The 19449-nt window shown below is 44.1% G+C and carries 21 protein-coding genes; 12 read left to right on the forward strand and 9 right to left on the reverse strand.

Going from position 1 to position 19449, the window contains the following annotated elements:
• Positions 1–3 precede the first annotated feature (3 nt).
• Positions 4–483: an ankyrin repeat domain-containing protein gene (locus WAE59_RS23075; protein WP_337858359.1), complete on the reverse strand. Its 480-nt coding sequence runs from the start codon at positions 481–483 to the stop codon at positions 4–6.
• A gap of 27 nt (positions 484–510) precedes the next feature.
• Entirely contained in the window at positions 511–1056 is a 546-nt protein-coding gene (locus WAE59_RS23080; protein ID WP_337858360.1) for a YciE/YciF ferroxidase family protein, read from the reverse strand.
• A gap of 178 nt (positions 1057–1234) precedes the next feature.
• On the opposite strand from WAE59_RS23080, the gene WAE59_RS23085 reads away from it, so the two are divergent.
• Together WAE59_RS23085 and fabF are read left to right on the forward strand one after the other, a co-directional pair.
• Positions 1235–1828, forward strand: a complete 594-nt coding sequence (locus WAE59_RS23085) for a TetR/AcrR family transcriptional regulator (RefSeq protein WP_337858361.1) — start codon at positions 1235–1237, stop codon at positions 1826–1828.
• Positions 1829–1866: 38 nt separating this feature from the next.
• Positions 1867–3108 carry a beta-ketoacyl-ACP synthase II gene (fabF, locus tag WAE59_RS23090; RefSeq protein WP_337858362.1) on the forward strand — a complete coding sequence of 414 codons (1242 nt, stop codon included), beginning with the start codon at positions 1867–1869 and terminating at the stop codon, positions 3106–3108.
• On the opposite strand, the gene WAE59_RS23095 is transcribed toward fabF, so the two are convergent.
• The 5 genes from WAE59_RS23095 to efp form a co-directional block, all read right to left on the reverse strand.
• Entirely contained in the window at positions 3105–3812 is a 708-nt protein-coding gene (locus WAE59_RS23095) for a JAB domain-containing protein (protein ID WP_337858363.1), read from the reverse strand. The genes fabF and WAE59_RS23095 overlap by 4 nt on opposite strands.
• A gap of 146 nt (positions 3813–3958) precedes the next feature.
• Complete coding sequence (locus WAE59_RS23100) at positions 3959–4747, reverse strand: glucose 1-dehydrogenase (RefSeq protein ID WP_337858364.1); 789 nt, start codon at positions 4745–4747, stop codon at positions 3959–3961.
• On the reverse strand, positions 4737–5729 hold the full coding sequence (locus WAE59_RS23105) for a 2-hydroxyacid dehydrogenase (protein WP_337858365.1): 993 nt from the start codon (positions 5727–5729) through the stop codon (positions 4737–4739). The genes WAE59_RS23100 and WAE59_RS23105 overlap by 11 nt, the downstream gene beginning before the upstream one ends.
• Before the next feature lie 84 nt (positions 5730–5813).
• Positions 5814–6575, reverse strand: a complete 762-nt coding sequence (locus WAE59_RS23110; RefSeq protein WP_337858366.1) for a sulfite exporter TauE/SafE family protein — start codon at positions 6573–6575, stop codon at positions 5814–5816.
• Positions 6576–6584: 9 nt separating this feature from the next.
• The gene (gene efp / locus WAE59_RS23115) at positions 6585–7145 is read right to left on the reverse strand and encodes an elongation factor P (RefSeq protein WP_337858367.1); all 561 of its coding nucleotides are present in this window, start codon (positions 7143–7145) and stop codon (positions 6585–6587) included.
• A 71-nt stretch (positions 7146–7216) separates the two neighbouring features.
• On the opposite strand from efp, the gene WAE59_RS23120 reads away from it, so the two are divergent.
• From WAE59_RS23120 to WAE59_RS23150, 7 genes are all read left to right on the forward strand, one after another.
• A complete protein-coding gene (locus tag WAE59_RS23120) occupies positions 7217–7822 on the forward strand; it encodes an RNA polymerase sigma factor (RefSeq protein WP_337858368.1) in 606 nt (201 codons plus the stop codon).
• A 77-nt stretch (positions 7823–7899) separates the two neighbouring features.
• Positions 7900–9042 (forward strand): FecR domain-containing protein, encoded by a 1143-nt coding sequence (locus WAE59_RS23125; RefSeq protein ID WP_337858369.1) that lies wholly within the window; start codon positions 7900–7902, stop codon positions 9040–9042.
• 227 nt (positions 9043–9269) lie between these two features.
• A complete protein-coding gene (locus WAE59_RS23130) occupies positions 9270–12551 on the forward strand; it encodes a SusC/RagA family TonB-linked outer membrane protein (RefSeq protein WP_337858370.1) in 3282 nt (1093 codons plus the stop codon).
• Between the two features lie 10 nt (positions 12552–12561).
• The gene (locus tag WAE59_RS23135) at positions 12562–14037 is read left to right on the forward strand and encodes a RagB/SusD family nutrient uptake outer membrane protein (protein WP_337858371.1); all 1476 of its coding nucleotides are present in this window, start codon (positions 12562–12564) and stop codon (positions 14035–14037) included.
• Between the two features lie 43 nt (positions 14038–14080).
• On the forward strand, positions 14081–15202 hold the full coding sequence (locus tag WAE59_RS23140; RefSeq protein WP_337858535.1) for an AhpC/TSA family protein: 1122 nt from the start codon (positions 14081–14083) through the stop codon (positions 15200–15202).
• Between the two features lie 121 nt (positions 15203–15323).
• Positions 15324–16265 (forward strand): YihY/virulence factor BrkB family protein, encoded by a 942-nt coding sequence (locus tag WAE59_RS23145; RefSeq protein ID WP_337858372.1) that lies wholly within the window; start codon positions 15324–15326, stop codon positions 16263–16265.
• 90 nt (positions 16266–16355) lie between these two features.
• Positions 16356–16640, forward strand: coding sequence for a hypothetical protein (locus WAE59_RS23150; protein ID WP_337858373.1), 285 nt, complete (start codon positions 16356–16358; stop codon positions 16638–16640).
• Between the two features lie 54 nt (positions 16641–16694).
• Here the strand turns inward: WAE59_RS23150 and WAE59_RS23155 are convergent, their stop codons facing one another.
• Positions 16695–17573, reverse strand: a complete 879-nt coding sequence (locus tag WAE59_RS23155; RefSeq protein WP_337858374.1) for an NAD(P)H-binding protein — start codon at positions 17571–17573, stop codon at positions 16695–16697.
• Between the two features lie 81 nt (positions 17574–17654).
• Here WAE59_RS23155 and WAE59_RS23160 point away from each other — a divergent pair, with 81 nt between their 5' ends.
• From WAE59_RS23160 to WAE59_RS23170, 3 genes are all read left to right on the forward strand, one after another.
• Positions 17655–18008, forward strand: coding sequence for a winged helix-turn-helix transcriptional regulator (locus WAE59_RS23160; RefSeq protein WP_337858375.1), 354 nt, complete (start codon positions 17655–17657; stop codon positions 18006–18008).
• A 36-nt stretch (positions 18009–18044) separates the two neighbouring features.
• Positions 18045–18491, forward strand: coding sequence for a hypothetical protein (locus WAE59_RS23165; RefSeq protein WP_337858376.1), 447 nt, complete (start codon positions 18045–18047; stop codon positions 18489–18491).
• 117 nt (positions 18492–18608) lie between these two features.
• Entirely contained in the window at positions 18609–18812 is a 204-nt protein-coding gene (locus tag WAE59_RS23170; protein WP_337858377.1) for a hypothetical protein, read from the forward strand.
• Positions 18813–18870: 58 nt separating this feature from the next.
• Here the strand turns inward: WAE59_RS23170 and WAE59_RS23175 are convergent, their stop codons facing one another.
• A complete protein-coding gene (locus tag WAE59_RS23175; RefSeq protein ID WP_337858378.1) occupies positions 18871–19353 on the reverse strand; it encodes a hypothetical protein in 483 nt (160 codons plus the stop codon).
• Between the last annotated feature and the right edge of the window lie 96 nt (positions 19354–19449).

Here is a 19449-nt window from a genome sequence, read left to right on the forward strand (position 1 = left end):
GTGTCATTCGCTTGCATTTAATAAGGCAATAGCTTGCGTGTTTCCCTGCTGAGCGGCGAGGTCATAAACAGAAAGTCCACGGACATCCAGAATGCTTTTGTCTGCACCGGAGTCCAGCAAGATCTTTAATAGGTCGTGTCTGCCAAACATAGCGGCGAACATCAGGGCAGTACCACCATTTCCATGCTGTAAATCTAATTCAGCCCCATTACTGATCAAAAGTTCCGCAATCTTGTGGTATCCTTTGAAAGAAACTCCCATCAATGCGGTATTACCGCCATTGTCCCTGCCATTCACATCGGCTCCGTTTTCTATCAGCAATTTTGCGGCATCGTATCGATCGTTGTAAGCGGCAATGATGAGTGGGGTGTATCCTTTCTCATCCTGAACGTTCAGGTCTGCACCTTGACGGATAAGTTCCTGCAATACATCCAGATTTCCCAATCTGGATGCATGTATAATGATTTGAATCGAATTTGTCATTTGAATTTTAGCCTTATCATCACAAAATTATTCAGTTGCCGCCGATTCGTTTACAGAAGATTCTGCAATTTCGGTCAGGGCGACGTCAGTGGCTTTTTCATTTTCAAGGGTCTGTGAAAGTAGTGCTTCCACATCGCTGTGGCCCATATTGGCAGCAAATACGCGAAGTGTGCCATAAGTAGCGATTTCATAATGCTCTACTTTTTGTGCAGCGAGGATCAGGCCTGCATCACGCACCATTGTACCCGCATCTGTATCTTCGATAATGCCATTTGCTTCTTCCAATAGGCCAGCCATTGCATCGCATTTCTTCGCCTGAGCTTTTTCGTCCAGCAATTCGAACACCTTTTCCAATGTTTCGATGTGTTGTTGGGTCTCCTGAGTATGTTTCTCAAACGCAGCAGCAAGTTCTGAGCTGGTTGCCGCCTTTTGCATTTTGGGTAATGCCTTTACGAGGTGTTTTTCTGCCCAGTAAATGTCTTTCAATTCATCAATAAAAAATTCATGAAATTCTGAATCTTCCATTTTTCCTGTTTTCGAAGCTTTTGCTTTTGAAGTTTTTGTAGTTGCCATAACGTTTTGTTTTTTATAGTTTAAGATGTATTTGCTTAATGCGATTGTAGAACCGACTCGAATACATTTTGTTTCAGCTAATTTTAATCATTGGAAATTTCTTATTAAAATCTGTTCATATTATTATATACCAATCGGTATATTTTAGCTATCTTTGGCTAACATATTGGAATATCAGATGTCAAAAGCAATGCAAACCCGGCAATTCATTATCGAAAGAACCGCCACAATATTCAATAAGAAAGGCTACATGGGCACCTCAGTTGCTGACCTCACTATAGCCACGGGATTGACTAAAGGCAGCATCTATGGTAACTTTGAAAACAAAGATGCGGTAGCACTCGCTGTTTATCATTACAATTCAGGAAGCCTTACAGATCGCATAGCAGAAACCATTCCGGAATCGGGCACAGCATACATGCAATTGAACTCGATCATCCAGTTTTACCGGCAGCATTGGAAAGAGGTGTTTGAAAATGGCGGCTGCCCTTTATTAAATACTGCTATAGAGGCAGACGATCAGCTTCCACATTTGCTCAGTGCGGTAAGGAGCAGTTTCAAAAACTGGGCTGAACGAATTGTTGGAATTCTGGAGCAAGGCAAAAAACATGGAGAATTTAAAACCAGGATAAATTCAATAGACTATGCCCACACTTTCCTGATCCTGATCGAAGGAGGTATTTTATTGGCTAAGACTTTAGCTGACCATAAGCACCTCTACCTCGCATTGGACAGAGTAATGGCCATCGTTGATCAGGAAATCAGAAACTAAATTTTTTTAACCATACCAACCTGGATAATAGATTAAATATGAAAAGAGTTGTAATCACAGGACTGGGAACAGTCAATCCTTTAGGAAATGATGTTGTCAGCTATTGGCAAAACCTTATCGCGGGCAAAAGCAGCGCAGGCCAAATCAGTCGCTTTGATGCTTCCCGTTTTCGCAGCCAAATTGCCTGCGAAGTCAAAGAATTTGAGCCTTTGCGATACCTGGACCGAAATGAGATCAAGAGAACAGATTTGTTTAGTCAATATGCCATTTATAGTGCTACTCAGGCATTGGAAGATTCCGGATTGGAAATAGATAAGATGGATCCTTTTGATATTGGTGTCATCTGGGGTGTGGGGCAGGGTGGAATGGAGACTTTCGAATCTGAAGTAGAGCAGTATGTAAAAGGCGATTACCAACCTAGATTTAGTCCATTTTTTGTTCCGAGGCTCATTATCAATATGGCGTCTGGAATGATCTCTATGAAATTCGGTCTGCAGGGTATCAACTACACAACGGTTTCTGCTTGCGCTACCTCAAATACGGCAATTATGGATGCGTTTAATTACATCCGTATGGGCAAGGCTAAAGTATTTGTTACAGGCGGCTCAGAAGCGCCAATCACGGCAGCTTCCGTAGGCGGATTTTGTGCGATGAAAGCAATGTCTACCAGGAATCAGGATCCATTACGTGCAAGCCGCCCGTTTGACCTGGACCGTGATGGTTTTGTAATGGGGGAAGGAGCAGGAGCACTTATTCTTGAGGAATATGAGCATGCAAAAAAACGCGGAGCTAAAATCTATGCCGAAATAGTGGGTGCTGCTATGACTGCGGATGCTTACCATATGACATCTCCACATCCGCTGGGTATTGCTGCAGCCAAATCAATGGAGCTGGCAATGACTGAAGCTGGATTGAGCAGTGATCAGCTGGACTATCTGAACTTACATGCCACGTCAACGCCGGTAGGTGATATCAGTGAACTGAAGGCTGTACACAGGATTTTTGCCCAGTCAAAAAACCTAAAGCTGAGCTCCACCAAATCAATGACTGGTCATTTGCTTGGCGCCGCGGGCGCTATTGAAGCGATTGTATGCATAAAGACCATCAATGAAGGAATCATTCCTGCCACAATTAACCTGGAAACACCAGATCCCAGCATCCCCGAAGGCCTTCAGATCGTTGCCAACAAAGCTATAGATCAACCGGTAAATGTTGCCATGAGCAATGCGTTCGGTTTTGGTGGCCACAATTCGAGTATCGTATTTAAAAAAATATACTAACGATCTGGCTCGAACCATCCATTATCCCGGTAGCTGCAATATCCCTGGGCATGAGTAACTATATAATCCAATACGACCATACTCAGGGTATTTGCTGCCTCAATCAATGCAAGGATGTTAGTACGGCTTGCTTTGTCGGCTCTGGAAGATATCCATTTGCTGTGATTGACTAATAATAATGAACAGGATTTCTGTTCCAGTGCAATTTGCAGGATCTTCCTATGATCGTAGAAGCTGTTCTTCGTATCACCCATATGGTGCTTATGTTGCAGTTTACCCTGGCCATCAAACAGAAATAACCAAAAGCTTCCCTTTTCTGCCTCCTTTAGTTCAGACTTGATGATGTTGAAAGAAAATCTGCTGTCGTCTGCCTGATGTAGTTTTATTAATTTATTTTCCGTCCTTTTATGGAGTAAGGTGTTCGCTGCAGCCAACGCAAGCACCTTCGAGTAACGGACACCTTCAATATTGAGCAATTCTTGTAAAGATAACCAGGCCAATCTGTTGAGGTTTCCTTCAACATGGTTTAATATCAAATCTGCCTGATTCAAATTACCATCTTCACAATCGTCATCCGCGCTGATCACTATAGCGAGTAGTTCGCGATTAGATAGCTGTTCGAAATTAAGGTAATTGTAGTTGTCGCGGCTTCCTGAATCTTCGGCGACACAAGGACTATTGAAGTGGTATCTGGCGTATGTCATATCAATTTTATTTGATGCTAATATACTTAGTAAAGACCAAATAAAGAAAAGAAAAATGAGAAAATATTACCCTAAATCACTGTAAAACAGAATTTTGAAAATTAACAAAATAATTTGTGACTCATGAAAAAATTTTGAGAAATGGCTCAGCCGTTATCTACAAAGCCGGGATAAAGCGTCATCCCACCATCTACATAAATTGTAGTCCCTACCACATAGTCACTATCTGCCGAAGCTAACCAGGTAGCAACTTGACCAATATCGTCCACATTTCCGATACGCTGATAGGGGATGAGCTTTAATAGTGCCTTTTTCTTTTCCTCATCGCTCCAGACATCTTCATTAATATCCGTTGCGATCGCACCAGGAGAAATTGCATTTACCCTGATCTTCTGCGGAGCTACTTCCAAAGCAAGTGATTTCATCAGCATCAGAATGCCTCCTTTTGAAGCAGCGTAATTCACATGTCCCGCCCAGGGGATCAAATCGTGCACAGAGCTAATGAAAATAATATTTCCTTTACAGCCCTTTACATGCTGCCTTTTCTCGAAGTGCCTGATCGCTTCCCGGGCGCATAAAAACTGTCCGCTAAGGTTGGTGTCTATTACGCCTTTCCATTCTTCCAATGTCATCCTGGAAAAGGTATTGTCCATTTGTATGCCTGCGTTGTTGATGAGTACGTCAAAGCTTCCATACCTCGCTATAGTCTCTCTAAATAGTTCAGTAACCTCATCTTCCTGACTTACATCTGCCTGATGAATGAAACCCTTGCCTCCAGACTGATTGATGATGTCCATCGTGTGTTGGGCACCTGCCTCATCACTATGATAATTGACGACTACATTGGCACCCGATTTACCAAAAGCAATGGCTATACCTTGTCCGATTCCGGAGCTCGCCCCTGTCACGACGACTGTTTGATTTTTATACTGCATGCTGCTGATTTTTTTGATAAACTTCCGGGTTCACACATTCCGGGAGCGGTTTTCCTTCCAGGCCCGCCAGAATGTTGTATGCAGAAAGAGAAAGCATGGCCTTCCTGGTCTCTGCTGTAGCTGAGCCGATGTGTGGCAATATGGCTGTATTCTTCAGGCTTAATAGCGGATGATCTGCTTTCATGGGTTCCGGGTTGGTGACGTCTAATCCGGCGCCCGCAATAATGCCGTCCTGAAGTGCTTTTAAGAGATCATCTTCCTGATGTAGCGCTCCTCTGGCCGTGTTGATGAATATGGCCTCCCTTTTCATTTTCGAGAACACATTCAGGTCAAAGATGCCTTTATTTTCATTATTCAGATTGGCATGCACACTAAGAACATCACTTTGCTCCAGCAATTCTTCAAAACCCACATATCTTGCACCGAGTGTCTTTTCAGCTTCTTCATTTTTATTTCGGTTATGGTAGATCAGGGGCATATCAAAGGCCCCCTGAGCACTTTTAGCGAGTTCAATGCCGATGCGGCCCAGACCAAATATACCAAGTGTTTTTCCTTGAAGATCAATTCCCAGGTTTTCAAAGGGCTGCGCAAAGCCCCAGTTGTCATCGAGAATTTGTTTATGCCAGAATAATGCTTTCCTGGCTACCATTTGCATAAGTAAAAAGGCCGTATCTCCCGTGGCCTTACTCAATACGCCTGGTGTGTTGCCTATAGGGATGCCAAGTTCGGTCGCTTTGGCTACGTCGATATGATCGTAACCAACACTGTTTGTCGCTACCACGCGCAGGTTTGGGCATTGCAAAAAGAAATCTGCGTTTAGGGGCTGACTGATGCAAAGCAAAGCCTCGGCTTGCTGGCATTTAGCGATTAATTCCCCGCTTTCCAATGCGCGTTCTTCCTGCCAGATTTCAATTTCATGGCCCGCGTCGGTCATTATTTTTTGTATCATCCCGGGGATCAGCCGCGTTACAAATATCTTCATAAGCTGTTTTGTCTACCTATGCAACGCCTGACAGCCTAAATGGTTTAGATGAATTGAAATTACCGGCAAGGTCAGAACTGCTGACTATTTTAGAAAGACATCATACGCAAAGCGTAAAATAGTACCGGCAACTACGATCAGAAAGAATACCCTGACAAATTTATTGCCTTTCAGGAGGGCCAGGTGTGTGCCCAAATAAGAACCGGAAAGGTTTAATATAGCCATGGGGATGGCAAACTGGTATAAGATATGTCCCGTGCTGCCGAAATAGATCATCGCAGCAATGTTAGTAGCCACATTTACATACTTTGCATTTGCACTGGCGCTAATGAAATCGTTGCCCATGAGACTAATAAAGGCCAGCACAAGGAAGGTGCCTGTGCCAGGTCCAATCAAGCCATCATAAAATCCAATGACCAATCCAAATCCCAGGCCGATAAATAGTTCTTTGTAGAAGGAAAACTCCTTCAAACTCTGAAGTCCAAAATCTTTTTTAGTATACGTATATATCGCCACTGCGATGAGAATGACCAGGATGATTGGTTTGATCCATGTACTGTCCAGCATGGAAATGCAGTAGGCTCCCAGGAGCGAGCCAAAAAAGGCGATCAATACAATAGGAAGTAACACCTTCCAGTTGATTTTTACCCTTCTTGAGTACTTCCAGGCTGCCAGCGCCGTACCGCTAAGCGATGGAATTTTTGTAGTTCCGAAGATGGTTGCCACAGGATATTGTGGCAATATGATCAGCATGGCAGGGGTCTGTAACAGTCCCCCGCCTCCGACAATAGCATCTATAAAGCCTGCACAGAATGAAACCAGGCATAGGATTAAAATGTCTTGCATGAGCAAGGTTTATTTTACACGCTCTACGTATTCTCCGGTACGTGTATCCAGTTTGATTTTATCTCCCTGGTTTACAAACAAAGGAACTTTGATCTCTACACCATTTTCCAGGGTTACATTTTTAAGTGCTCCTGAAGAAGTATCGCCTTTTACCGCAGGCTCTGCATAGGTAATCTCCAGTTCCACAAAATTAGGGGCCTGGGCCATGATCGGCTCTTCGCTTTCTACAGAAACAATCACATCCATACCTTCTTTAAGGTAAACGGCTGCCGGACCAAACAGTTCCTTGGCAACATTGAATTGCTCATAAGAATCGTAGTCCATCACTACGAAGTAATTGCCTTCTTCGTATAAGTATTGGTAGTTGTTGGTCTCTACGCGGCAGATCTCCACCTGCTCGTCAGTTCCCAAACGGGCTTCCACAATTTTTCCTGTTTTGATATTGCGAAACTTACCTAAATAAAATGCGCCGCCTTTTCCGGGCGTACGGTGTATGATCTCGTTTACGATTACCAATTCGCCGTTAAAGCGTAATATGTTACCATTTTTGATCTCAGATGCCTTGGCCATAAAATATATTTCTAAAAATTTGTGCCCAAAGGTAAAAGCTTTTTCCAGTATCTGCCGGAAAATCCATACTCTTGCAAAAAAAACTTATCTTAGAGCAGGGACAAAGCATGGCAGTATACGGAACTCTTTCTGATCAGGAATTGACCGCCTTAATGAGAGAAGGGGACCGTTTGGCTTACACCGAATTGTACCATAGGTACTGGCCCTTACTTTATAGACATGCCAGAAAAATGCTTCAGGATCAGGACGATGCATTGGATGTGGTGCAGGATGTCTTTACCTCCCTCTGGTTGAAATCTGCCGAACTTGAGATTTCAATGGCACTATCTTCTTATTTGTATTCGGCAGTGCGGAATGCCGTTCTGAATTTCATCAAACGCAGTAAGCTGAAGAACACTTACCTGGATTCATTAGCGGATTTTCTGGAAAAGGGTGAATTTGTGACGGACGAGCAGGTTCGTTATAATGAGTTCGCTGCAACAATTGAGGCAGAGATCAATAAATTGCCACCCAAAATGAGAGAGATTTTTATTTTGAGCCGTAATTTGGGACTTTCCTATAGTCAAATTGCTGCCCAATTGAATATTTCTGATGAAACGGTACGTAAACAGATGTACCGCGCCTTGAAACAATTGCGTTTGAGACTCGGCCCACAACTGTTTACATTAATTTTGTGATTTTTTTTAAGTCCTTGTACCATTTTGTGCTGAAGAGATTGTCATAGTTAAAAGGACGATCATTTTCCAACGAAATCATGCGTACAAAATATTCAGAAGAACTACTAGATAAATACTTAAACGGAACAGCCGATTCCAGGGAGCGTGCCATTATTGAATCCTGGTATACCAGGCAATCGGCCTTGATCGCAGATCCTTCAGAGGAACAAGACTATAGCCTGATCAATGCAGAACTTCGCAAGCGCCTGGAACTGGAAAGACCTAAGCCGAAGTTGCTGTCTGCAAACTGGTTCAGGCTTAGCGCCGCTGCCACAATTGCATTCGCCATACTCGGAATCTGGCTTTTTAATCCTTCCAATCCCTTAAAAAAGGATGAGGACATGGTCTTTCAATCGGCAAGTGATATCGCTCCGGGACGACTGGGTGCAACCATCACATTGGCAAATGGTGAACTGATCGAATTGAAAGGGGATAAGGAAGGTGTGCGGATTGGGGAGGCTTTAACCTATAGCGATGGTACTGTAGTAGCCGATAAGTTAAAATCCCTAAGCCCTGGAGGTAAGACAGAAGAGGCTGCAGAATTGACCGCCAGCACTTCCAAAGGACAGACCTATCAATTTACCTTGCCCGATGGCACGCGGGTTTGGCTCAATGCAGCTTCATCCATTCGTTTCCCCGCTTCATTTTCCCATGCTAAAACCAGGGTAGTAGAATTGACCGGGGAAGCTTATTTCGTTGTGGTGCATAACGACAAACAACCTTTTCAGGTGCGTTCAGAAGGACAACTTGTGGAAGACATCGGCACGGAGTTCAATATCAATGCATACCGGAACGAGGGCAGCATACGCAGTACGTTAGTCGAAGGAAGCGCAAGGGTTTCTCAATTGGATAAGACAGGTTTAAAAGTAAAAACACTCACGTTAAAGCCTAATGAACAAGCGGTGTTGAGTGAGGAGAACCTTGAAATGAAAACAGTGGACATCTCAGAAGCCATTGCCTGGAAGAATGGTATGTTCCAGTTTGAGCAGGCCGACATTCATACGATCATGAACCAACTCTCGAGATGGTACGGTGTGGAGGTCGTATATGAAGGAACGATACCTACAGACAGGTATAAGGGCAAGGTTCCCAGAAATGTAAACCTGTCCCAGGTATTTAAAATATTATCAGCAAGTGGAGTCAATTTTAAAATAGAAGGGAACAAAATTATCGTCAAATAAACAAATACGAAGGTTGTTGCAGCCAGGCTGTACGCCTTTGTTGGTCCTATAAAAAAGCCGGTCCGTGTTGAGACCACGAACCGGCAAATATCCTGGGCCAACGAAAAGCTTCTTTTATCAATCCAACAAATCAATAAACCCAAAACCTAAACAAAAGTATGCAAATTTTTACTATTTGTAGGCCGCGCTATATGCAATCCAAACGGCTTAAAAAATTATTCATTATCATGAAGCTAACCACTTTTCTAATGATCCTGGGCTGCCTGAACCTACATGCCTCCGTCTTCAGCCAGACGGTCAATATTTCGGAGCGTAATGTGAGCCTGGAGACGGTGTTTTCCAAAATGGAACAGCAAACCGGTTATACTTTTTTTTCTAAGCTGGAAATACTGAATGACATACAAAAGGTGAACGTGAACTTTAGGAATGTACAGCTCACCGAAGCATTGGATGAATTGCTGGGTAAGCTCTCGCTGACCTACTCCATGATCGGGAAAACCATTGTCATCAAACCTAAAGCCAGGGTCACTTACAATGTGGCACCAAATGCCATACTGGTACTCGGAACCGTGCTGGACGAAAATGGTGACCCTAAACCGGGTGTCAACATCAGCGTCAAGAATACGGTACAACGTGTCAATACCGACCTCGAAGGTAAATTCAGAATCCTGGTTACCGATGCAGAAGCCGTGTTGGTTTTCAGTCATATTGGGTACAATAGCCAGGAAATGAAAGTGAAAGAGCTAAAAAGCCCGGTCATCATCAGGCTAAAGCTGACCGCTGCAGATCTGGATCAGGTGCAAATCCTGGCTTACAGCACAACAACCAAAAGACTCAATACCGGCAATTCCTACACCATCACGAGTGCAGAGATCGAAAAAAATCCGGTTCCAAATATCCTGCAGGTAATGCAATACCGCGTTCCCGGATTGTCGATAACCCAAAATACAGGACAAGTAGGAGGTTCTTTTCTGGTGAGAGTCAGGGGATTGAATGGACTAAATAACATCGACCCTTTATATATCGTAGATGGCGTGCCTTTCCCCGCTGGCGGACTGAATAACAACCCCAATGGGATGTCCGGTGGCTTACCTACCTTGTCCAACAACCGTGGATCGGGTACATTGGCCCAACAGGGCGGAAATGCGTTGAACTACATCAATCCTGCAGACATTGAAAGCATCAACGTATTGAAGGACGCAGATGCAACGTCCATTTACGGTTCCCGCGGAGCATATGGAGTCATCCTGATCACCACAAAAAAAGGAAAACAGGGTAAACCAAAGCTGAGTGTAAATGTCAACCGTGCCTTAACCCAACCCGGTACATTTCCTGAGCTACTCAAAACTGCAGATTACCTGATGCTAAGGCGTGAGGCGATTGCCAATGACGGACTTACCGTTGCAGCAACAGATGTGGACCTAAACGGAACCTATCCGGAGGATGCCTATATCAATTGGTCCAAAGAACTTACAGGACATACAGCCAATACAACACGGTTGAATACCACTTATAGCGGAGGAACAGACCTGACCAATTTTTCCTTAAGTGGAAGTTACAATGACCAGGGCAACGTATTGCAGGCCAAGGGTTATAACCGCGACGGATCGCTGCGCTTTCAGATCAATAATACCACGCCGAATAAGAAATTCAGCATCGACCTTTCCGGATACTACAGCTCTACCGTAAACACCATGGTTCCTTATGATTTTACCGGTGATGCCTCTATTTTTCGCGCACCCAATGCTCCTTCATTTTTCCTTCCAGATGGTTCGTTAAACTGGGAATCGGGCTCTAATCCTTATGGCTATATCGAAGCCATCTATAAAGGCGTGACGAACAATTTGGTCGGTAGTACCTCACTCAGCTACAGACCGGTGAAAGGCCTGACATTGAAAGCAATTATGGGCTACAACCTGTTGACGGGTAATGAACTGCGCGCGATTCCCACCACGGTGTTTAATCCCGCGAATGCCAATAATGGCCAAAACACCAATAGTGCAAGCAACGCTTATAGCATCCGTACCTGGTCTTTTGAGCCCTTTGCCAATTACACCACCAGGATTGCCAAAGGAACATTGAACATTACTGCAGGTGCTACATTGCAGGATAAAATGAATACCCAGACCACCATCACAGGTACTGGCTTTGTGGCCGATGCACGGTTAAATAACCCATCAGCAGGAACTACGCTCACACAAAACTACAATCAGTTTGTGTTCCGTTATGAAGGCTATTTCGGCAGCATCAATTATAATTGGGACAATAAATACCTAGTGACCTTAAGTACAAGATATGACGGCTCCACCCGTTTTGGTCCCGGAAACCGGTATGGACTGTTTGGCTCTGTTGGCCTTGGTTACATTTTTACAGAAGAAAAATGGCTAAAGGAAAACCTTTCTTTTTTAAGCTTCGATAAGCTGAGGGGGAGTTACGGAACGAGTGGAGGTGACGGCATTCCCAATTACCTTTATCTCTCTACTTACGCGACTACTACTGCTTATTTGGGCAATACAGCCTTTCTAAACAACGGTTTGGCCAACAGAGACCTGCATTGGGAGAACACAGATAAACGTGATATCGGCATTACGCTCGGCTTTTTCAAAGACCGCCTGACCATTGATGCTGGTTATTACAAAAATACCACCACCGAATCATTGGTGCAGCAACCGCTTTCGAGCGTGACGGGTTACATCTCTATCGCACAAAATTCACCCGCCAAAACGCAGTCGACAGGGGTAGAGCTCATGCTGAACAGCAGCAACCTGAGCAGTAAAAACTTCAACTGGAGTACCAATATCGTTTTAACGCTACCAAGGACGAAATTGGTCGCCTTTCCGGAAGGACAAGTGCTCACGAGTTCCAATTACATTGTAGGCGAATCGCTGACCAATATGAAAGTTTATGATTACTCAGGTGTAGATCCACAAACAGGTGTCTACCATTTCACCAATGCAGCAGGAGTCAAGGGACCCTTCCTTACTGGTTTAGGCGAAGTAGATAAAACCAGAAATATAGATGTTGCGTCTAAATATTTTGGGAGCATCTCCAACACAATCAGCTACAAATCGCTTTCTGTCGATTTCACTTTCAGTCTTGTGAACAAGGTCGGTTTCAACTACCAGGGCAGACTGTCTTACCTACCAGGTACATTGAACCAGAACACCACGAAATGGGCATTACATCGCTGGACCACTCCGGGACAGGAGACGGATGTGCCAAAGGCAACCACCAGTTTCCTAAACAGTTTCCTTGGTCAGAATACCTACAGGCAAAGTTCGGGCGCTTATGAGCGGATCGTTTATTCCCGTTTGCAAAACGTAAGCATCGCATACGATCTCTCTAACTCCTTTTTCAAACGCATCAATGTCAACAACATGCGTGTGGTGCTGAGCGGGCAGAATTTATTGACCTTCTCCAAATACCATGACCTGGATCCGGAAAACAATTCCCTGAATTCTATGCCTCCATTACGTGTATTTAACCTTGGTCTCAACTTTACGCTTTAACAGAACGAATATGAAACGAACATATAGCATTCAACACCCATTTTTGGCTTTGACATTGCTGCTGGGATTGTGCCTGACATCAGGCTGCAAGAACTTCCTGGAAATCCCATTGCCCACCGACAAACTCGCGGCTGACGGAGCTTACCTGACTGACAATTCTGCTGGTGCAGTGATCACGGGCATACTGAGTAGTGCAGCGGCAAATTCTGCCTATGGAGGCAGTCTCAACAATGAATCGATTGGGTACAGGACCTCTCTGTATGTTGATGATTTTCAACTCATCAATCCAAACAGCACTTCCAATACCGCTTACCTAACCAGCGCAGTATACCATACCAATACCCTTACCTCAGCTTATTCAACTCAGTGGAGTATACTTTACAAGCAGTTGTATTATACCAATCTGGCCATTGAAGGAATCAAAGCCAATGAGAGTAAGCTGCCTAACAAAAACCAGTGGCTTGGAGAAGCGCTGTTTATTCGCGCACTTTCGCATTTCGACCTACTCAACCTGTATGGTGATGTTCCGCTAGCTACAACCTCCAATTACCTGGTCAACAATGTTTCTACGCGTAGTCCGAAAGCAGCAGTTGTGAACCAGATGATAGAGGATTTGAAACAGGCAGAGGCCCTGCTTGGTACTACGTATTTGAACGGCCTGAGTGTACTTACACCTAACCGCGCAAGGCCAAATCAATATGTCGCTGCAGCATTATTGGCTCGTGTATACCTGTACAATGGCGACTGGGCGAATGCGGAAACCGAAGCAACTAAGGTCATCGGCAATACCACGGCTTACGAATTGGTTGCACCCGCCGCGGCCTTTCTGGCCAATAGCAGGGAGACCATCTTTGCATTGGCGCCAATGGCCAATACGGGAGCTACTTTCGTCCGCGACTATGGACTCTATAATGGCGGAATGCCTGCGGTTGCACCCAGTCAGGCCAATATGGCTAGCTTTTCCATGACGCCCATCAGCGAATCTCTGAAGAACTCCTTTGAAACAGGAGACGCAAGGTTTAGCAATTGGCTGAGGTTGACGACCACGACAGCATCCCCAGTGGGCGGACAGTTTTATTTCCCAGCCAAATACAAAAGCAATGTTGTAGGTGCAGAATTCAACATCCTGTTACGGCTCGCTGAACAGTACCTGATCCGGGCAGAAGCCAGGGCCAGGCTGAACAAGTTGACTGAAGCCAAACAAGACATCGATGCTGTAAGGGCCAGGGCTTCCCTGGGTGGAACACCGGCAAGTCTACAGCCGGATCTGATCAATGCCGTGATGAAGGAGCGAAGGGTAGAGCTGTTCGCCGAATTCGGTCACCGATTCTATGACCTCAAACGTACCGGAACTATTGATGTCGTGATGAACATTGCAGCTCCACTAAAAGGGGGCACCTGGGCAAGCTGGAAACAAATCTGGCCCATTCCTGCTACCGATATCATTGCCAATCCAAATTTAACACAAGCACCAGAATACAACTAACATGAATTACTTAAAAAAACTAACACATGCCTCTGGCATATTGATGCTTTGCGCCTCAGCTTTTCCAGCGAACGCCCAGCAAAAAACAAATTTCACTGTTAATGGCAGCCTTAAAAACATGGCTGAATCGCCAGCTAAGGTTTACATGTACAAGGACCGAATACTCACAGACAGTGCCCTGATCAGCAATGGTCACTACCAGTTCAAAGGCCAGATCACTAATGTGGCGAGCGTAACCATTACTCCGAAAAAATTTGCCGGTTTGGGTGAATACGATATGCTCAATGTGATTCTGGATGCAGGCGAGATGAATTTGGCTTCAGAAGGTACGTTGCGCAATGTAGTGATTTCAGGAACAGGGGCACAGGCGACGCTCGACTACAATGAGGCGCTAAAGCTACTATTTAAGACTGCTGATAGTCTACGTGCCATCGCCGCTACGGAAGCATTCAAAACAGACCCTGTATTGCGTGCCAATACTCAGGCTGCTGCCTCCAACCTGGTAAAACCGATGTCAGACCAGATGGTCAGTTTTCTAAAACGCAAGCCGCAATCGCGTGCGGCAGTGATCATGATGCCGGTAGTGTCATCTTCGCCATTCGTGACCCCGCAACTTGCCGACAGCCTGCTCAAGACCTTACCGGCTGCTACACAGGCCAGCTTGTCGGAGCATGTACGGGCGGAAAATGAACGCAAAACAGCTGCTGCTCAGGAAAAAGCCAGCCTGGAAGCCAAAACTGCCATCGGATCAAAGGCTATGGAATTTAGTCAGAATGACACGAATGGCAAGCCGGTCAGTCTTTCCTCTTTCAAAGGAAAATACGTGCTAATTGATTTCTGGGCCACCTGGTGTGGACCCTGCAGGGCGGAAAACCCATATGTAGTGCAAGCTTACAAGGCTTATAAAGAAAAAGGGCTGGAGATCCTGGGTGTATCTCTTGACAGTGAAAAAATGAAACAAGCATGGATAGAAGCAATTGCAAAGGACGAATTGTCCTGGACGCAGGTTTCTGATCTCAGAGGTTTTGAGAATGCTGCTGCTGTGCTGTATGGAGTAAAAGCCATTCCGCAAAATTTCCTGATAGATCCTAATGGCCTCATCATTGCAAAGAATTTACGTGGGGAAGCACTACAGCAAAAGCTGGCTGCAATCTTCCTGAAATAAAGTAAATACAAGTAGAGGAGGGGATGCAGTAACGCATCCCCTTTTATATGTGAAATCCAAAACCTGTTAAAAAAGAAAACATTCAAAAAGCCTCCGTGTTTAATTTTACAAACACAAGCATATGACGAAGCAGAAAATCACGTTCAAAGGCATCTGGGAGGTATTGAAAAATGCCTTCACCGGATTTACAGACCATAAAGTTACCAAGCTGAGCGGCTCGCTTGCTTACTATACCGTATTTTCAATGGCGCCTTTATTAGTGGTAATCATCTCTTTATGTGCCATATTCCTGGGTCAGGAAGCTGCAGAAGGACAAATTAAAGCACAATTGGATCAGTTTTTAGGAAGTGATACCGCTGCCCAATTGCAGGAACTGATTAGAAAAGCATCTATTGGAGATAAAGGCACAGTCGCCTTCATCATTGGCGCCGGTACTTTGTTGGTAGGTGCCACTACAGTATTTGCTGACATACAGGATTCCATCAACATGATCTGGGGACTTAAACCTAAGCCTAAACGTGGTTGGTTAAAAATGCTGCAAAACAGATTTTTATCTTTCTCTGTAATCATCAGCCTTGGCTTTATCCTGTTGGTTTCGCTCGGTGTTACGGCCCTGATCGATGGATTTGGCAACAAACTTAAAAATAACTATCCGGATATCTCTGTGGTAATATTTTACATCATTAACCAACTCATCACCCTGGCGGTAATCTCCACCATCTTCGGTGTTATTTTTAAGGTGCTTCCAGATGCCATTATCAAATGGAGAGATGTTGCTCTTGGCGCTATTGTTACTGCCTTACTTTTTATGTTAGGTAAGTTTGGGATCTCATTCTACATCGGACAGAGCAATGTCGGGAGCACCTACGGTGCAGCCGGATCACTAATCATTGTTTTGCTCTGGACTTACTATTCTTCCATCATCCTGTATTTTGGTGCCGAGTTTACCAAAGCTTATGCGGTGGCTTATGGATCAGAGATCAGGCCTTCGCATTATGCAGTGACCACCAAAGAAGTCGAGATCGAAACTGGAAATAAGTCCATCCAGGACAATGCGGAGTAGTTTGTGTTAATATAATGGATAAGTGTTAACATAATGATAATGTTAAAATAACTATTTGATAACCTATCTTCGTGATTATTGACAAATTTTATGAAGAAAGATAAAAAACTGCAGGTAAAAGCCGAAAAAGAGACGATACGCAAAGCAATGATTTTAGCCATCAGCGCCGAACTGAAATCTATTGCAGGCATCCATAGTGTGAATTCACCTAAACTGGAAAAATCGATAGAAAAAGGTGCAAAGAAACTGGCTAAAAATCTCGTTAAAGATATTAAAGTTAAATTGGTTGCAGCAGTTGAAGGAACGCCCCCGGCAGTCAAGGAAAAAGTTGCAAAGACAAAAAATACTGTAGTCAAAGAGACTGAACAGGTATAGCATAGTAGGCCAAGTCGGGAAGACTTGGCCCTCATACGCCCCCTCACCACCAAACTAAAAAGCTTTTGCAAACTCCTGTGCAAAGTCTTCCAGTTTTACTTTTCCAAAAACTGCTGGCTTATTCGCATAGTAATGGGCAAATAGCTTGCGGCTTCGGACAGCATCACCCATCTCTACATAACTTTTAGCCATAGGCTCAGGTAGTCCGGCTTGCAGCATTCCTTGCAAAGCATCTGAATCACTAAATTCTATCCAGGGCAGTTCTGGTTTGCCGATTGCAGTACCCAGTGCCTGAGTTAACGATCCTGCACTGGCTTCATCACTCACTACATAACGAATGCTGTTTCCTTCAAAGCCTGCTTGTAGTTCTTCTGCCGCTGCGGCAGCAATGTCTGCCGGATGAACGAGTACCAGTGGAGCTGCAGCATCGTAATTTGAACCTAAGATACCTGCATGCTTGATCATATCCATATTTCCAAATAAGTTAATGTAGAAGTACGCAGGGCGTAAATGTTTGATGGCTACCCCGCCCAGCGTCGAATAAGCCGCTTCCACATCATGCAAACCAGCAATCGGGCCAGTTCCACCATCCAAATCCGCACCGATGCTACTCAGGTTCAATACTTGCTTTACGCCGGATGCTTTGATGGCTTCCACATATTTTTTACCAACCGACCCAATGAAAGCCCTGATGTCAGGCGCGCCAAAGTTTGGCGGCACCATCGTGTATATGGCATCTTTTCCGCTGAAAGCTTTCGTTAAAAATTCGATATCTTCTACAGAGCCAATTGCGGCAGTTGCGCCCAATGCGGCGATAGCACCTATTTTATCTGCATTGCTGCTTATGATGGTGACCTCGTGACCTGCTGCGATTAATGTCTCTGCCAGTGGCCTGGTGATATTTCCTAATGATCCTGTTAATGTAAGTTTCATAATCTATTGTTTTTTTTATTTGTAGAACAAAGGTATATTTGTACTTACTTTTTTACAAGTACTTACCCCAAAGTATGTATCATGACCGCAATTAAAGAAAGCTCTACCCGCAATTACAACAAACAGATTTCTGTGGCTTCCTGCCCGGTTACCTATGTGATGAATAAAATTGGCGGACATTGGAAGCCTATCATTCTTTACCACCTCACAAATGGTCCTAAACGCTACAGCGAACTCCGTAAAGCAATTCCGGAGATCACCGAAAAGATGCTCATTCAGCATTTGAAACAGTTGCAGGAAGATCAGTTGGTGCTGCGTGTAGCCGAACCGGTGGTACCTCCATTCGTCACATATTCATTGACGGAAGCAGGGGCTAAGCTGCAGCCTGTATTGGATGCTATGGCGGTGTGGGGATTGGATGATATGAGTAAATAAATGCCTATTATTGTGAATTAAAGTTTTACATTAATTATGGCAACATCCTGTAAGAATCTATGTTTTATACTCGGTATGTTGTTCATGCTGAGTTGTCGACCCGCGGCTTACATCACACATGGAAGTAGCTTTGGCCACTGTCAGGGCATGTGCAATAAGGAACTCAAATTATACCCCAAAAAAACGGAGTTTAAGACCTGGTCCAATGGCCCGGGAATCAGTCAACTTGAAAAGGGCGTCGCCACTACTGGGAAGGACTATGAAGCCATATTAGCAAAAATAGATGTCAAGAAATTTAAGCGGTTGAAAAATACCTACGGTTGCCCCGACTGCGCAGATGGAGGCGCGGAGTGGATCTCCCTGAAAATGGGTTTTAGTACCAAAAAGGTCACTTTTGAATTTGGTAATCCACCCGAGGAACTAAAGTCAATAAATGATGACTTAAGGAAAGTACAGGAGTCCTTTGAAACCAAAAAGAAATAAAGCCTTCGGGTCTAGGTCTTCAAAAGAAGAATAAAAACTGGGTTACCTTTCAGTGTTTTGGGTATAAAATTACAAATTGACACAAATTTTTACCTAAAACCCTAAAACAAAAACGACATGAAAAATGCATTCAGATTTGGCTTTTTAGCAATGGCAATCGCGCTTACTGTAGCGGCTTGTGGCGGTAATGAAACTAAAAACAATTCAACCGACAGCACAGCCGTAGATACCACACTGACACCGGTTGATTCAACTGGTCTTGATACCACTGCGCTAGACAGTACTACTACGGATACCACTAAATCAGTACCGGTTCAATAGTAGGAAACTGCCGATAAAATAGGGCTCTATGCATTTGTATAGGGCTCTTTTTATACCGTTAAAGTTCTGTACTTTCAGATGAGTTCCTGATTGCGATCTCTATATCGCGTTTAGTAAAATACAGTTCTGCGAATATATAAAGCAGATAGCCTATCCCTGCCGCACACATCGCCATGAATGCAAATTGATCACTGGCATTCGCAGCTATACCCCAAATTAGCAGTGGAATGATGAAAATTAAAAATAAAATTGCTGTAGCAGTCATCCAGCACAAGCGGATCTGGTAATGTTTAATATACTCCTCATTCGGGACATGAACAATCAATTTGGGAAAATAAGCTTCCACCGATGTGCGCATTCTCGTAAACTCCAGTCCTGTTGTGTCCTGATATTCCCAAAAATTATTTTGTGTGTTGTATTCATAAGCATCCGAAGTTAAATCCAATGGGGACTTCTTTTTCACAGCCAGCTTTTTCATTGCCAGCTCAAACTTAGTTTTATTGACTCCTTTACCAAAAGGGATTTTCTGAATGAATACCATAATCTTTGTAAACGTTAATAAACAACATCAAGATAATAAATACTTTGTTTCCTGCTAAAAGAATTTGATATTTTAGTGCTTTTAAGCATTAACGCA

The organism is Pedobacter sp. GR22-6 (assembly GCF_037402555.1).
GTDB lineage: Bacteria > Bacteroidota > Bacteroidia > Sphingobacteriales > Sphingobacteriaceae > Pedobacter.

What these genes read in the sequence shown, in the direction of transcription:
- WAE59_RS23075 (WP_337858359.1), bottom strand. Translation starts at nt 483, where the DNA reads ATGACAAATTCGATTCAAATCATTATACATGCATCCAGATTGGGAAAT.
- WAE59_RS23080 (WP_337858360.1), bottom strand. Translation starts at nt 1,056, where the DNA reads ATGGCAACTACAAAAACTTCAAAAGCAAAAGCTTCGAAAACAGGAAAA.
- WAE59_RS23085 (WP_337858361.1), top strand. Translation starts at nt 1,235, where the DNA reads ATGTCAAAAGCAATGCAAACCCGGCAATTCATTATCGAAAGAACCGCC.
- fabF (WP_337858362.1), top strand. Translation starts at nt 1,867, where the DNA reads ATGAAAAGAGTTGTAATCACAGGACTGGGAACAGTCAATCCTTTAGGA.
- WAE59_RS23095 (WP_337858363.1), bottom strand. Translation starts at nt 3,812, where the DNA reads ATGACATACGCCAGATACCACTTCAATAGTCCTTGTGTCGCCGAAGAT.
- WAE59_RS23100 (WP_337858364.1), bottom strand. Translation starts at nt 4,747, where the DNA reads ATGCAGTATAAAAATCAAACAGTCGTCGTGACAGGGGCGAGCTCCGGA.
- WAE59_RS23105 (WP_337858365.1), bottom strand. Translation starts at nt 5,729, where the DNA reads ATGAAGATATTTGTAACGCGGCTGATCCCCGGGATGATACAAAAAATA.
- WAE59_RS23110 (WP_337858366.1), bottom strand. Translation starts at nt 6,575, where the DNA reads ATGCAAGACATTTTAATCCTATGCCTGGTTTCATTCTGTGCAGGCTTT.
- efp (WP_337858367.1), bottom strand. Translation starts at nt 7,145, where the DNA reads ATGGCCAAGGCATCTGAGATCAAAAATGGTAACATATTACGCTTTAAC.
- WAE59_RS23125 (WP_337858369.1), top strand. Translation starts at nt 7,900, where the DNA reads ATGCGTACAAAATATTCAGAAGAACTACTAGATAAATACTTAAACGGA.
- WAE59_RS23130 (WP_337858370.1), top strand. Translation starts at nt 9,270, where the DNA reads ATGAAGCTAACCACTTTTCTAATGATCCTGGGCTGCCTGAACCTACAT.
- WAE59_RS23135 (WP_337858371.1), top strand. Translation starts at nt 12,562, where the DNA reads ATGAAACGAACATATAGCATTCAACACCCATTTTTGGCTTTGACATTG.
- WAE59_RS23140 (WP_337858535.1), top strand. Translation starts at nt 14,081, where the DNA reads ATGCTTTGCGCCTCAGCTTTTCCAGCGAACGCCCAGCAAAAAACAAAT.
- WAE59_RS23145 (WP_337858372.1), top strand. Translation starts at nt 15,324, where the DNA reads ATGACGAAGCAGAAAATCACGTTCAAAGGCATCTGGGAGGTATTGAAA.
- WAE59_RS23150 (WP_337858373.1), top strand. Translation starts at nt 16,356, where the DNA reads ATGAAGAAAGATAAAAAACTGCAGGTAAAAGCCGAAAAAGAGACGATA.
- WAE59_RS23155 (WP_337858374.1), bottom strand. Translation starts at nt 17,573, where the DNA reads ATGAAACTTACATTAACAGGATCATTAGGAAATATCACCAGGCCACTG.
- WAE59_RS23160 (WP_337858375.1), top strand. Translation starts at nt 17,655, where the DNA reads ATGACCGCAATTAAAGAAAGCTCTACCCGCAATTACAACAAACAGATT.
- WAE59_RS23165 (WP_337858376.1), top strand. Translation starts at nt 18,045, where the DNA reads ATGGCAACATCCTGTAAGAATCTATGTTTTATACTCGGTATGTTGTTC.
- WAE59_RS23170 (WP_337858377.1), top strand. Translation starts at nt 18,609, where the DNA reads ATGAAAAATGCATTCAGATTTGGCTTTTTAGCAATGGCAATCGCGCTT.
- WAE59_RS23175 (WP_337858378.1), bottom strand. Translation starts at nt 19,353, where the DNA reads ATGGTATTCATTCAGAAAATCCCTTTTGGTAAAGGAGTCAATAAAACT.